The following is a 14,567-nucleotide window of genomic DNA, read 5'->3' on the forward strand; positions in this document are numbered from 1 at the left end:
TACGGTGTTTCAGTTGGCCTCACAGATCTCCTTGAGCTTAGCCAAAGCGGGTTGCCATACCCCCTCAAAAACCTTCTCGTGGCCCGGCATTATCTCAATGTCGACCATCACCGTCGTCACTCCATTGCCTTCGCTAAAGCTGTAGTTCTCATAAGCGGGTGCCCACGCCTTAACCTTTGGGCTCTCGGTGTCGACCACGCCTTCGTTGATAACGCCCAAGTGCTCAAGCGATATAAATTCGTATGGCCGATTCACCATGACGCGTGAGATCATGCCATCGCCTTTCGGAGTGAGAAAACGGATTTCGGAGCCTTCCTCCCAGTTGCCTTCGTAATACGAGCCTACTGAGAATACCGCAGTCCATTCCTTAAAAGGCTCGGGACTCAACATTTTTTCCCAAACATTTTCCTTGGGAGCTTCGATGTGAATCTCAAAATGCAACTGATTCATGCCGCATTACTACTTGCCATAAGTCAGCAAGACAAGAGTGCTTTCGAGTATTTCCGCCTGAATCAGCACATTCTTAGAATCACGGATTCCATCGTATCAACGCGCTGCTTCGTTTCACAAAATGATATTGCTAAGGCAATTACCATTCGATGAAATTAGGAATCACGCCGCCCCCATCAACGTGTGACTGTTATCGAAAAACACGCACTGTACGCGTACACGAACCTGTTCTGCAAAAAAAGAAATGATTACCCAAGGCCAAATCTATGAGACGAACACGGATATCCCAATAATCTGCATGACATCATGGAGAGCCCCGTTCACAGGAGGGCATGATCGAATACTGAAAAAAGGAGAGAAATTTAAGGTCTCTCATGATCCAGCCGAAAAGGCATCAGCGGTCTATTGCGATCCTCTCCGCTATAAAGAATTACATAAGAAAATGGTTCCAAGGGGCGATAGAATGAGATTTTGGGTTTATGCTGGATACTACTTTTGTATTAAGCTAGAAATCATTAGAAACGAGTGTAAGCTTGTCGAAGAATGAGAACACCGAACTAGGTAGTGATATCAACTCCGTTACGCGCTCCGCGCTTCAGTATTGAGACACTTCCACGTTATCCAATAAATGGCCCCCCCCCACTAATCTGCTGAAAGACGAATGAACAGCGGACTAGGCGCGGGTAAACCGCCCGCATAGGCGTAGGTGACTTCGTCGTGATAGTAGTCGATGGGCATCGAAGCCACCACCTCGAAGAGAGGCTCCAGAGGCGTCCAGTCGCTGGCGAGCGTCGTCGAGTATTGCGGACTAACCGTCAGGAAGCCGTTGCTCTTTCGCATGAGCACGTGAAAGGTGGTAGTAGCGGCGGACCAATTGAAATCTATAGTGAAATTTGGCTGGTCGCTACGCTGTGGGTTTCCCCCGAGGGCGTATTCCAGCAGGTTCGAGAAACCGTCGGCGTCGGGATCAGCGGCTTGGCCCCAAAGGGTGTCAGCCTGCGCTGAATCCAGGAGGGCATCCGCATTAAAATTGATTGCTAACCATTCCAGAAAATCACGCGTACCGGACGATTGAATGCGCAGGGCGTCGACGATCACGTAGCCATTGGCCCCCGTATTGTGGATGCGCACCTCCATCTCCTCCCCCCCCCTCAGCGAGACCGACGCCAAGGCGTTCCATTGCCCGCCGTTCGTTTGCTGGTTCAGGGTAAAGCTCTGCGAACCACTGGGCGAAATGACTTCGACTAGCGTATTAGTTGCGCGATTCGTCCCGCTCGTCCAACGCATATCAACCGTGTAGGAGCTACTTAACCCAGCCGTAAAAAGAAAGGTCACGGATTTTGTTCCTTGGCCAGAGTTGAGATCATGGATGTAATCCGAGCCAATGTATCCCGAGGTGCTGCTGGAGTGTTTCCACTCCCCCGTTACAGTCACCGCAAGAGTATCGTCGTTGTCGATTACCTGGCCGCTGTTGCTTTGCAAATTGCCGTCGATGTAATCAAAGACTCGTTCCAATTTTTCGCGTGCCGCGTCGCTCTCTGGCGTCGGCGTGGTGACCTCGGTTTCGATTGGTAAGTCGCGAGAATGCAAAAGCGTGCCGTCCTTGTTAAGGCGCCACTCTCCATCGAATATTGATTGGCCATTCGCGATGCCCTGGTGCACCCACTCGCGCTGCATGCCTTCCCTCCCCTCAAGCTGTGGCGCAATGCTCCGGCCTCGGTAGTGGATCGAGCTGGGAATCTCAACACCCGCCAGCGCGCAGACCGTGGGGAAGACATCAGTAATGTCGACCAAGTCATTTTCCACTCCCACTGGGATGGTCGACGGCCCCCACACAATGAACGGCACATGCGTCCCGATGTCGCTCAGGTCTCGCTTGCCACCAGAGACGTTACCATCGACAGTTTGGCGCGTAGCCCCGGTATCCGTGCCGTTATCTCCGATGAAAAATACGTAGGTATTCTCGCGAATGCCAAGCGTCTCCACCTCGTCTAATAATTCGCCGACCAGCATATCCATGTAGTTGATCATGTTGCCCAAAGAGCCACCCCGCCCCACCGCCTTATCCGCCGGTGTCGTCACGATCGGGCTATGCGGTAGTACCATGTTGTGGACAATCATGAACGGCTCGCCGTCTGCGTTCGCCGTCGCCATTCTCCCTTTTACATACTGACCCATAACATCCGGGCCAAACTCGTCCGCGATATCGTTGCGCACGGCACCGTCTTGATTGTAATACGGATTGTAGTAACGCGAAGTCTTCGCGGCACCGTCCCAGATCTGCCAGACACACCAAGAGTCGAAACCCGCGTTAGCAATGTGGGCCGGGTGCTCGGTCAGTGTGGCGAGCTGCCATTTGCCCGTGGTCGAAGTCTGGTAGCCATCAGCCTGGAACAGTTGGGCAAAAGTCGGCATTGCGGTGAAGTCCACGTATTTCGACGTGCCAACATGCACCGGCAACACATCGGTTTGGCCATGGTCCGCGGTGTAGAGGCCCGTGTGCAGGCTCACGCGCGTCGGAGAGCAAACCGGGCTCGTGTAGGCGCGGGAAAAACGTAACCCCTCCGCCGCCATCACATCAAGCTCTGGCGTCTCGTAGCTCAAGCCACCATAACAACCAAGTCCCTCATAGCCGAGATCATCCGCAAGGATGATTAGAAAGTTCGGGCGGGCATCGTTCGCAGCATACCCAGTTGATAGCAACATGAACGCAAACAAGGAGAGCGTCAAAATTCGAGGCATATTTTTAAGATTAAAATGGCGCGTTGGGATTTCTCCAACGCGCCATGTATGTAAAACTTATACTTGGCGACGACGTATCGACACAACAGCCAACGCACCCAAGCCAAGGATCAAGGCCCAAGTATGAGGCTCTGGAATCGACACGATCTGCACGGAGTTCAGGAAACCACGATTTGCAGAGCCAACTGGGCTACTCGAAGTCGCTTTTCCGCCATCGCCGTTAGAAACGATGTTTATCGCTTCTCCGGCGGCCAACGTGATTGTGAACTTCCCATAGTTGCCATCCGTTTCACCGGCTTCTATCCACGATTCCGTGCTTGCCGTGCCGTTAAAGGTGACGCTCTCGCTATTGTAACCCGAAAAGTCAAAATTTTGTCCCGCCGTGCCAGTCCCTGCATAAAAGGTATATGGAAGTATTCCAGAGCTTTGGCCGTTCGTGTTGCGACCCGTTACATAAATTTCGTATGTACCTGCGGCCAAGCCAGTAATCTGTAAGCCGACTTGTAGGCGATCCGCCGCAGTGCCATCAAAAATGCCGCCAGTGGCAACCGAATTACCCACATAAATACCCGTATTGGTATCGCTGCCCAAGTTGCTGGACTTACCAACTTCACTAGATAGATCAACTATTGTGCTGGTGGCCAAATCGGCGATGCCCAAATTATATCCAACTCCCGTAGAGGCGCTACCATCAGCCCAAAACAAACCGGAGGCGACGTCGCTGTTTGAGCGATTATTCCAAGTCGTATCGGAGAAAGAAGGATTCTCAGTATTGTAAGGGCTATTCGTCAGGTTAGCTCCAGTTGGAGCGCCCGTAGCCCGAAAGTTGAGCATGAGCACTTGTGCTTGAGCTGTCATCAGGAGACCTGTGCCAAGAACAACTGAAACAAAGAGATTTTTTCTAGGGACTTGCATAGTAAATAAATCGATGGGGTTAATATTGAAGCCTACCCATTCAATATGGCAGGGCCCGGACGATGCCACAAGGCAACAGAGTAGCACTATTAACGCAAAATTTGATACTCGTTAATCATCCATTCCCCGTATTAAGGACTCCTACCCTCAATCGTATCTTCGCCACTCTTGGCTGAATTTCTCTCGATATTCCCGCGGAGAAAGCTTCGTCTGAGCACGAAACCAACGGGCAAAATAATTCTGCGATGTAAAACCCAAGTCATTCGCAAGCAACTTGATCGGAGTAACGGAGCTGGAAAGTAACGAGATGGCCGCGTTTAATTTACGACGGTCCCAATATTGCTTAGGCGTTTCGCCTAACCCCTTGATAAAAAGCCGGTTCAGTTGGCTGACGCTTAGACCAGCAGCCTCGGCGATGGTCGCTTCACGCAGATTTGTCGTCAGTTTCTCTGAATCCAAAAACCGCAGCGCACGCTGGGTTCGCTCGTCGATTGTCTCCAAGCTGTCAAGGCCCGCATCCACTTTTTCACAGATCGCCGTCAGACAGCGCAGCCATGCAAAGAAATTCTCTTGAATGAGCAGAAAGCCTCCTAAGTCGCTCCATTCCTTCCATAGCGATACGTAAGCAGCGGGCGTCGTCCGTTTGACGCTGGTCAGCAAATCGTCGGAATTGCGTTTCAATTCTGGATGATCTTGATCTTGAAAAATTTTTGGCATTCCTGAATCGAAAAACGAACGTCCATCTGGTCGCGACAGAACAAAGCGGATCGAAATGATATCCGAATCCAATGCAAAATCGCGACAGAGCAATTTTTGCGTAATAACCACCCAACTCCCAGCCCCCACCTCAAGCTGTCCGCTTTCCGTTTCAATCGTGAGTGAGCCTTTACGAATAAAATAAACAGGGATACCTGGCTCAATGTCCCTTGGTAGACTGATATTACGAGGAAGAATAACCCCCTCATAAGCCCAAAGCAGCTCTACGCGCAGACGTGACCAATCACTGATTCGTGCGGCAGCGCTACTCGTCATCTGCGATGGGCTATCCATGGGACATTTCGTGATCATTCATCCATTAGCGAATATCGTCCTCCCATTCAATCTCTTCCGCCGCGACCTTCTTTTTACGCAGCAGACTGCCAATGAAGACGGCGCTCTCATAAAGAGCATAGAGCGGACCAGCCGTAATGGCTAAAGTAAATGGGTCGCCGCCAGGCGTCAGTAAGGCCGCAATCACGAGAATGATAAACATCGCGTAGCGGCGCGATTTACGCAGTTGCTCCGCCGAAACGATATCCAAGTAAATAAGCAGAATAATCACCAGTGGCGACTGAAACAGCAGGCCAAGCCCCAGCGAAGTCCATACAACGATTCCGTAATACTTAACGGGCGTCCAAAATGAGGCGAAGTGGAACATGGCCTCGAACTTCAATGACATGTAGAGGTAGAACGGCACCAGCAGAAAAAAGGCCGTCAGCAACCCGGCAAAGAATAATCCAATGATCGATAAAAAAACCGGGCGCAAAATGCGCTTCTCCTTCGAAGTCAGCCCTGGCGCAACGAACTGGATCATGAAATACAACATGAAAGGCAACGCCAGCGCGATTGAGCCGAAGAATCCTAATTGGATCAGAAAAGCGAAAACATTATTTGGGCCATCCGTGCGCAATTGAATATCTTGCCCTGACTGGCCCATCATCTCGTAGGCTTGGACAAGCGGCCACTGAAGCACATCGGAAAACCAGACCGCCCCGGCTAGCACTAGGCAAAAGGAGAGAAAAAACGCGACCAAGCTCTTGATCAAAACCCAACGCAATTCCTCCACATGATCCCAAAATGCCATCACGCTACCTGCCTCATGTTCAGGTTCATCATGTTCGGGTGGCATGAGTTCAGTGTTCATCTCAGATGGTTTTTAGCGTTACGGATGCGTAGATAAGAGCAACCTTAGACGGCAAATCGTTGACAGGGTTTACAAAACCTCTTTTGTGTCACGTCTTTTCCGCTTCGTCACAAGCGACTCGGTTGAGAAATACTCGCACAAAAAGTAAACCCACATATCACACAGGATGGCAACTAAAACGAAGAAGGCGAAGAAAGCCGTTACAAAAAAAGCCGCAAAGGCTAAAGCGGTGCAATACGTCTACGAGTTCGGTAGAAAAACCCAGGGCAATTCCAAAATGAAGGAACTGCTCGGCGGCAAGGGCGCGAATTTGGCCGAGATGGCCCGCATCAAGCTGCCGGTTCCTCCGGGCTTTACCCTAACCACTGAAGTTTGCACCTACTTCTACGACAACAAGCTCAGCTACCCCAAAACTCTCGTCGCAGAGGTCAAGGCAGCCGTAGCCAACGTAGAAAAGCAGACCAAGAAGATTTTCGGCGACGCTAAGAACCCGCTGCTCTTCGGTGTACGCTCCGGTGCTCGCGAGTCGATGCCCGGCATGATGGACACCATCCTGAACTTGGGCCTCAACGATAAGACCGTTGTTGCATTGGCTGAAAAGTCTGGCAACGAGCGTTTCGCTTACGACTGCTACCGCCGCTTCATTCAGATGTATGGCGACGTCGTTATGGGCGTCCAGCCTGCTGACGAAAATGCGCACGAGCCCTTCGATGAAGTCATGGATGGCCTCAAGAAGGAACTTAAGATCAAAAACGACAGCGATCTGACCGCAGACGACCTCAAGGAGCTCATCAAGCGCTATCAGAAGCTCATCAAGCAGGTCACCAAGTCCGCTTTCCCACAAAACGTTTATGAACAGCTGTGGGGCGCTGTGGGCGCTGTGTTCTCCTCTTGGCAGAACGAGCGTGCGATCCTTTACCGCCAGAAGTATGGCATCCCAGCTGCATGGGGCACCGCCGTCAACGTTCAGGCCATGGTATTTGGCAACTTGGGCGATACTTCAGGAACCGGTGTAGCCTTTACCCGCGACCCCGCAAATGGTGAAAACGTATTCTACGGCGAGTACCTCATCAATGCTCAGGGCGAAGACGTCGTTGCTGGCGTTCGCACGCCGAAGGAAATTTCTAAGCTTGCTGAAGAAATGCCTGACGCGCACGCCGAACTCGAAGAAGTTCGCGCCAAGCTCGAAGCACACTTCAAGGACATGCAGGACTTTGAGTTCACCGTTGAAGACAATAAACTCTACATGCTCCAAACTCGTAACGGTAAGCGCACCGGCCTCGCCGCTGTTCGCATCGCTTACGAAATGGTGAAGGAAAAGCTGATCGACGATGTCGCTGCCGTGAAGCGCATCCCCGCCGACTCGATCTCCAGCCTGCTCGTGCCGATCTTCGACCCAGCAGAACTGAAGAAGGCCAAGCCTTTGACCACGGGTCTTCCCGCCGGTCCTGGTGCCGCTTCGGGTCACGTCGTTTTCTCGGCTGCTGCCGCTGAAGCCCAAGTCGCCAAGGGTAACAAGGTCGTTCTCTGCCGCGTAGAAACCTCTCCAGAAGACCTCCGCGGCATGATTGCTTCGGAAGGTATCCTGACCAGCCGTGGCGGTGTTTCCTCGCACGCTGCTCTCGTTGCTCGCCAAATGGGCAAGGTCTGCGTCTGTGGCGCACACGAAGTCGTCATCGACTACGGCAAGAAGACCCTCACCGTGGGCAAGACGGTCCTACGTGAAGGTGACTTCATCTCCATCGACGGTACTTCCGGCCACATCTTCGCCGGTGCCATCCCGACTGCTCCTTCGGAAGTCAGTCAGGTGTTCAATGGCAAGCTCAAGCCTGCCAAGAGCTACACCTACCAAATGTTCGACCAGATTATGAAGTGGGCTGACAAGCACCGCACGATGGGCGTCCGCACCAATGCAGACACCCCCGCGCAAGCCAAGCAAGCCATTGCATTCGGCGCAGAAGGCATCGGCCTTTGCCGCACTGAGCACATGTTCTTCGAAGGCGACCGCATCACGTTCATGCGTGAGATGATTCTGGCCACCGAAGAAGTTGACCGTCGTAAGGCACTCAAGAAGCTTCTCAAGTTCCAACGTGACGACTTCAAGGGTCTCTTCAAGGCCATGGAAGGCCGCCCAGTGACCGTCCGTCTCCTTGACCCGCCTCTACACGAGTTCCTGCCGCACGACGACTCCGCTCGCCGCGCTATCGCCGAAGCTATTGGTGTCACACCGGAATTCGTCAGTGACCGCGTTAAGGCTCTGCATGAGCAGAACCCAATGCTCGGCCACCGGGGTTGCCGCCTCGGTATCACCTATCCGGAAATCACTGAGATGCAGGCGCGTGCGATCTTCGAAGCTGCTGCAGCTTGCCTGACCGCAAAGAAGAAGATCAAGGTTTCCCCGGAAATCATGATCCCACTCGTCGGCTTTAAGAAGGAACTTGATCTCCAAGTCGCCGTCGTCCACAAGGTCGCTGCCGAAGTCATGGAAGCCAAGAAGGTGAAAATTCCTTACATGGTTGGCACGATGATCGAAATCCCTCGTGCGGCCCTCACGGCCAACGAAATTGCGGAATCAGCTGAGTTCTTCAGCTTTGGCACGAATGACCTCACCCAGACCACGCTCGGTATGAGCCGTGACGATGCGGGCAGCTTCCTGCCGGACTATAAGGAACTCGACATCCTTCCGCAGAATCCGTTCGACAGCATCGACCAGACTGGTGTCGGCCAACTCGTCCAGATGGGTGTTGATAAGGGTCGCGCGACGCGCCCTGAGATCAAGCTCGGTATCTGCGGCGAACACGGCGGCGAGCCAAACTCAGTGAAGTTCTGCCACCGCGTCGGCCTCAACTACGTGTCCTGCTCACCGCCTCGCGTGCCGGTCGCCCGCCTTGCTGCCGCTCAGGCTGCCTTGGCTGACAAGAAGTAAATCTGCCACGCAAAGCAAATTGCTTTACAAAGTCCCGGTCGATTTCGGCCGGGACTTTTTATGCCCTGTAATCCTAGAGGCACTGACAAGCCAGAGACAGTAGCATAAAGCATCTAACGCCCACAAATCATCCCGGCGAACAGGCCAAAAGCTCAACTTGCCCCCCCCCTCGGTTTTTACTCCGGCTCAACTGCGAGCTTTAGGAAGAGTAGCGTCGAGCCTTCCTTGGGCGTAATCTTGGTTTTGGCGCTAAAGATCCGTACCTCACCCTCTTCACCAATGCAGAACAGCAGCATAGCGCGCGCGCCGTATTCTTCGTCGAACGCGGCCATGTCGAAATTTTCCCGCAAAGTGATGTGCTCAAAAGTGGCACCAGCGGCTAACTGCTTTTCAAAGAAACTATAGGTAGCCTCATCGGAGAAAAGCGGGTTCATTTTCTTCGCTTGGTTATCCTGAGGATTGGTCTGCTTCTCCGGCAGCAGATGATAGATGTCTGCCCGCTCAATATAATCGTGAAGCGTAGTTTGGGCGAAAGCATTGACCTCGTCATTGGCCGTCAAGGCAACGGCGTGCCCAATATTGGAGAAATCAAGTTCCTCCAGAAATTCCTCAGAAAAGACGTTACCAGAATGCGCGATTAGCTCCTGACGACGGGCCCGGTGGACATGAAAGCGGTTGGAGTCGATAAGGACGACATCGCCGCCGATCTTATTCAACTCCGTTGCCATGCTGATCGCCCAGTCATGGGCCCCCACAAAGAGAACGCCCTGTGGATCGGGATTGGACAAGCCTAGGCGAAACGACATAGGCGCAGCCAGTAATCCGTAAAAACCAACCGTGCCCACCACAACGAGCAACATAACGGCCATCATATTCGCTGCCTCTGGCACGCCCGCGTTCTCCAGTTTTAGCGTAAAGAGTGATGTCAGCGCCACAGCCACAATCCCACGGGGGGCGAGCATCATGAGCAGCACGCGCTCCTTCCAATTCGTCCCCGAACCAATTGTTGAGACCAGCACCGCCGCTGGGCGCACAATCAAAATTAGCCCCGCTAAAAAGAGCATGCTACCCCAGTTGATCGCATCCACCGTCTTCGGGTCCACACGTGCGGCCAACAAGATGAAGAGCATGGAGATCAGCATGATCTGCAAATTCTCCTTAAAGGCCGAAATATGCCGTACATCGAGAAGCCTCTGGTTGGCCAAGATGACCCCGAATAAAGTGACCGTCAGCAGACCAGATTCCTCTTGGAGGTGATTTGACACGCCAAATGCTCCTAAAAGCAAAGCCAGCACCACGAAGTTATGCAAAAATTCCGGCAATAGCTTCACCTTCACCAAGCCAAGGAGCAGGCCACCACTGATCCCCGCCAACCCAATGCCAATCGCAACCGTCTTGAGCAAGCCCATGATAATGATCTCGCCGCCCTTGGCTCCATGCCCTGCAATAAGCACCTCAAAAACTAACACTGCCAAAATGACGCCAATCGGATCATTCAGAATGCCCTCCCACTTGGCCATGTACTTTACTTTGCCTCGAGGGCGTATTGTACGCAGCATGGGCCCGATTACGGTGGGACCCGTCACTGTAAGCAAAGCCGCAAACAAGGCACTAAGCATCACGTCAAAGCCCAGCAGCGTCTTAGCCATCACGAAGACCAGTGCCCACGTTACCACTACGCCGAGTGATACTAGGCGGACGATCGTTAGGCCAGACTCTCGCAAGTCAGAAAATTTGAGCGTCAGCCCTCCTTCAAATAGAATAATAGCCACTGCCGCAGACACGATGGGAAACAACAAGTCGCCCAACACTTCGTCTGGATCTAAAAACCCACAAACCGGCCCGACTAGAAAGCCCGCGCCCAGCAGTAGCAAGATCGCCGGAATTTTTAATTTCCAACCCACCCATTGTGCGATAGCGCCTAAGACGACAATCCACGCCAGGCTTCCGTAAATTGACACCTCCATCGCTGCATAAGGCTTTGATTTCCAAGTCTCAGCGCAACAACAAACATAATTAATATTTTTAATTGCATGACATCTCAGGATTAGATCTACTAAACGACAATCATGGAACACGGAGTCTTTCACACCTTAATGAGCAACCCGCTCATCGCGCTATTTGTCATTATTGGTAGCGGCCTACTGCTGGGCCAAGTGACAATCAAGGGGGTTAATCTCGGCAGCTCTGGCGTGTTGTTCACCGCACTATTGGCGGGTCATTTACATTTTGAACTACCAGCCGCGATCGGCTCAGTCGGCCTGGTACTGTTTGTTTACTGCGTGGGTATCGGAGCGGGTGGTCGTTTCTTCTCGGCCATTGCACGCGAGGGTAGCCAACTGGCCTTACTCGCGCTACTCATTGTATCAATAGGCACTGCGTTGGCCTATGCGCTGGCGATGATACTCGATATACCCGCAGACCTAGCGGCGGGCATTTTCGCAGGCTCGCTTACCAGTACGCCCGCCCTCGCAGCCGCCAGTGAAAGCCTGACAGGTGCCGGTGAATCCGCTTTGGTTATCGGCTACGGGATTGCGTATCCGTTTGGCGTGGCGGGCGTAGTCATCGTTATCCAGGTGCTGCCCAAGGTACTAAAGTGGGACCTCAAAAAAGCCGCTGTTGAAGCCAAGGACCCCCGTGAAGCCGAGATGCGCGTCGTCAATGTTCTGGTGGAAGTCACCAACCCAAACCTTGAGGGCAAACGCATTTCGGAATCTGGTTTAGCGCAGTTCAATGCCTGCCAGGCCTCGCGAGTTCAGCGGGGCGAGAAGCTTGAGCCACTCAGCTACGATGATGTCTTTCATCAAGGTCAACGCCTGATGCTTGTAGGGCTCAGCAAGGAAATCTCTATTGCAGTAGACTACTTGGGCCGGCGTTGCGACCAGTCCCCCCTCCGCGACGTGGAAACCGAAAAGGGCGAATTGGTCGTCACCAGTAAAACTGTGACGGGCAAAACACTCCGCGATTTGGCCCCGCTCAAGAATCACGGCGTAGTTATTACGCGAATTTCTCGGCTCGGCCTTACTTTCGTGCCCAACGCAGCAACCGTGATCGAAACTCACGACATACTGACGGTCGTAGGCCGCCCCGAAGCCCTCAAAGAATACGCCGAGACCGTTGGCCACCGGAGCAACTCCATGGGTGAAACCGACCTACTGTCGCTCTCCCTCGGCTTGGCACTGGGGATCATCGTGGGGCTGATTCCGATCACGCTACCCGGCGGCAGTCCGCTGACGCTTGGCTTAGCGGGTGGGCCGCTAATTACAGGCCTGGTGCTCGGCCATTTTGGGCGAGTCGGGCGGATAGTGGGGCATATTCCACGTCCCACTCGGATGCTACTACAAGACCTCGGCTTGGTTCTCTTCTTAGCTGACGCTGGCGTCAAAGGCGGCGGCGCGATGATCGAAACCTTACAGCAATATGGCATCACGCTATTCCTGATGGGCGCAGTCCTCACGGTCGCACCAATTGCAATCGCCCTGCCCTTGGCCACGAAATGCTTCAAAATGAACATCTTACAGGCTCTGGGTGGCATTTGTGGCGGCATGACGTCTACACCGGCCTTAGGTGCCATCACCGCGAAAACTGATTCCCAGTCTCCAGTGGTCAGTTACGCCACCGCCTATCCAATCGCTCTCATCATGATGACTGTTTTCGCCAAAGTCCTCGTCGAGGCACTCTCTTAACGAAAATCATCCTCTCTGACGTCATAAATTGAACGTTGGCCCCCGAATTCGCCAAAATATGTTGGGGACACTTGGAAGGAATAAAGCATGCGCAATTATTTAAGACTCAGCCACAGCAATGATCTCAGAAACCATCAGCATCTATCTCGGCTACAGCATCGCGACCTATAGCGAAGTATATGACTTCAAGCACCTGCTCGTACTTGCCGTGTCGCGAGTGGCAATGGCGGAGACATCTTGGTCTCACTACGCAAACTGTTCCACCTTATACGTTAGTCTGGAAGGTTGGTTGATGAATTGATACAGGTTTGAAGCGTGACAGTTGTGGTCGGCGCATCGAGAGCGAGGCTGAGCGTGAACGTTTGCTGGAGGCTTATGGTGTCAGTGGGCTGACGCAGAAGGCTTTCGCTGAGCAGCATGGGCTTGCTTACAGCACGCTGGTTTACTGGCTCAAGTTGCGTCGGCGAAAGAAGCCGGGCGAAGGCGAGTCCAAGTGCGTGAGTCTTTTCAGGAGGTGTCGATGCTTTCAGCTTCACCATCGGTTTTGGAGGTTCGTTTGCCTGATGGGATGGTGCTACGCGGCGGCGATGCTGCATCGTTGGCTGCTTTGGCCAAGGCGCTTCGATGCTAACACTGTCCCATCAACTCCGGATCTTTGTGGCGGTAGAGCCGGTGGACATGCGTAAGCAGTTTGATGGTCTTTGGGCGGTGGCGCGTGATCACCTGGGTGAAGATCCCAAGTGCGGTGCGTTATTTGCCTTTACGAACAAAAGCCGTAATCGACTCAAGCTGCTTTATTTTGACGGCACTGGCGTGTGGGTGTTGGCTAAACGCATTGAGCAAGGTCGGTTGACCTGGTCGTTGGGCAGCGATAAGCGTAAGCTCACGATCAAGCCAGCGGCGCTGACAATGCTGATCGAAGGCATTGACCTGAAGGATGACATGCAAAAGGCTTGGTATGAAACTTAGACAGGCTTTGCTTTGCAAAGTGAGTTGACATTGATGCGTTCATCATTGGCATGGGCGCATGTCCAACGCCGAGTTGATCCAGCAGCTATAGTTGGAAAACAATCTTCTCAAAGAGCAAGTGTCTTGGCTCAAGCAGCAGCTCTTTGGTTCGGGTAAAAGCGAGCGACTGGATGCCGCGCAGCTGCGCCTGCAACTCGATGAGTTGGAGCGTCAGTTAGAAAACTCTGCAACGCAGAGTATTGCTTACGAGCGTCGCGTTCCCAAGGTGGGCAAGCACGAAACATCCGCCGAACGTTTCAAGGATCTGCCCGTGGAAGAGACCATCGTGATCGAGCCGGAGGAAGTCCAGGCCGAGCCCGAGTCCTTTGATCAGATCAGCCAGGAAGAAACGTTTGAGGTCGATATCCACCCGCCGAAGCTCTTCAAGCGCTGCATCGTGCGGCCCAAGTATCGGCGCAAGGCGGATCGTTCTCAGCCGCCGGTCATCGTTACGGCTCCCCCCGCGTGTGATCGACGGCAGCTACGCCTCGGCGGGCCTGCTCGCGTGGATCGTGTTAAGCAAATACGTGCAGCACATGCCGCTCAATCGGCAGGTTGCGCCACTCTTCGATTTGTGCGTAAATCTTCTGGTTGAGGTCGCTGACCGTGGACGGCCCAACCTTCACGCCCCAAAGCGCCTCGGTGATATCCTCGACCCTATGGGGAGCAGGTCAATTTGGCAGTCCAATGAATAGCTCAATTGCGCGGAGAATCCCGTTGCTATCACCCTCTTGAACGTAGCTTGTTGCGGAATAGTTCCTAATTACTACTGCGACACCAGTATTTTTCAATTGATGTAATTACGTAAACTGAACCGAAAATTTAATTAATCTTAGAGGGCGTCTAAAAATTCTTCTTGTTTGCGATTCGTTTGATCATGAGTCGCGTCATGGCGATATGAATCATCGCCACAGACGAGTCGGTGTTTGTCTCGTAG

The 14,567-nt window shown here is 53.0% G+C and carries 11 protein-coding genes and 2 pseudogenes; 6 read left to right on the top strand and 7 right to left on the bottom strand.

All coding sequences use genetic code 11. The annotated features are described in order from the left end of the window. Positions 1 to 9: 9 nt before the first annotated feature. The 5 genes from IE065_RS11995 to tatC form a co-directional block, all read right to left on the bottom strand. Entirely contained in the window at positions 10 to 450 is a 441-nt protein-coding gene (locus tag IE065_RS11995; RefSeq protein ID WP_189515369.1) for an SRPBCC family protein, read from the bottom strand. A 642-nt stretch (positions 451 to 1,092) separates the two neighbouring features. Beyond that, entirely contained in the window at positions 1,093 to 3,192 is a 2,100-nt protein-coding gene (locus tag IE065_RS12000; protein WP_200163218.1) for a sulfatase-like hydrolase/transferase, read from the bottom strand. Positions 3,193 to 3,249: 57 nt separating this feature from the next. Then, positions 3,250 to 4,050 (bottom strand): PEP-CTERM sorting domain-containing protein, encoded by an 801-nt coding sequence (locus tag IE065_RS12005; protein WP_189515372.1) that lies wholly within the window; start codon positions 4,048 to 4,050, stop codon positions 3,250 to 3,252. A gap of 204 nt (positions 4,051 to 4,254) precedes the next feature. Then, complete coding sequence (locus tag IE065_RS12010) at positions 4,255 to 5,157, bottom strand: helix-turn-helix domain-containing protein (RefSeq protein WP_189515373.1); 903 nt, start codon at positions 5,155 to 5,157, stop codon at positions 4,255 to 4,257. A 25-nt stretch (positions 5,158 to 5,182) separates the two neighbouring features. After that, positions 5,183 to 6,010, bottom strand: coding sequence for a twin-arginine translocase subunit TatC (gene tatC / locus IE065_RS12015; RefSeq protein WP_189515375.1), 828 nt, complete (start codon positions 6,008 to 6,010; stop codon positions 5,183 to 5,185). A 166-nt stretch (positions 6,011 to 6,176) separates the two neighbouring features. Here tatC and ppdK point away from each other — a divergent pair, with 166 nt between their 5' ends. Further along, positions 6,177 to 8,936: a pyruvate, phosphate dikinase gene (gene ppdK / locus IE065_RS12020; protein WP_189515377.1), complete on the top strand. Its 2,760-nt coding sequence runs from the start codon at positions 6,177 to 6,179 to the stop codon at positions 8,934 to 8,936. 176 nt (positions 8,937 to 9,112) lie between these two features. Here the strand turns inward: ppdK and IE065_RS12025 are convergent, their stop codons facing one another. Next, entirely contained in the window at positions 9,113 to 10,903 is a 1,791-nt protein-coding gene (locus tag IE065_RS12025; protein WP_200163217.1) for a cation:proton antiporter, read from the bottom strand. Positions 10,904 to 11,005: 102 nt separating this feature from the next. Between IE065_RS12025 and IE065_RS12030 the strand changes: the two genes are divergently transcribed. The 5 genes and pseudogenes from IE065_RS12030 to IE065_RS18050 form a co-directional block, all read left to right on the top strand. After that, entirely contained in the window at positions 11,006 to 12,622 is a 1,617-nt protein-coding gene (locus IE065_RS12030; RefSeq protein WP_189515381.1) for an aspartate:alanine exchanger family transporter, read from the top strand. Positions 12,623 to 12,740: 118 nt separating this feature from the next. Continuing rightward, a complete protein-coding gene (locus IE065_RS12035; RefSeq protein WP_189515383.1) occupies positions 12,741 to 12,923 on the top strand; it encodes a hypothetical protein in 183 nt (60 codons plus the stop codon). Between the two features lie 61 nt (positions 12,924 to 12,984). After that, positions 12,985 to 13,308, top strand: coding sequence for an IS66 family insertion sequence element accessory protein TnpA (gene tnpA, locus IE065_RS18395; RefSeq protein ID WP_425491909.1), 324 nt, complete (start codon positions 12,985 to 12,987; stop codon positions 13,306 to 13,308). Beyond that, complete coding sequence (tnpB, locus tag IE065_RS12045; protein ID WP_189515387.1) at positions 13,247 to 13,591, top strand: IS66 family insertion sequence element accessory protein TnpB; 345 nt, start codon at positions 13,247 to 13,249, stop codon at positions 13,589 to 13,591. Before tnpA ends, tnpB begins: the two co-directional genes overlap by 62 nt. 118 nt (positions 13,592 to 13,709) lie before the next feature. After that, positions 13,710 to 13,898, top strand: a pseudogene (locus IE065_RS18050) (hypothetical protein); the annotation flags it as partial. A gap of 575 nt (positions 13,899 to 14,473) precedes the next feature. On the opposite strand, the pseudogene IE065_RS18305 reads toward IE065_RS18050, so the two are convergent. After that, positions 14,474 to 14,567 (bottom strand): annotated as a pseudogene (locus IE065_RS18305) (IS5/IS1182 family transposase); the annotation flags it as partial.

This window comes from Cerasicoccus arenae (assembly GCF_014651635.1).
In the GTDB taxonomy this organism is placed as follows: domain Bacteria; phylum Verrucomicrobiota; class Verrucomicrobiia; order Opitutales; family Cerasicoccaceae; genus Cerasicoccus; species Cerasicoccus arenae.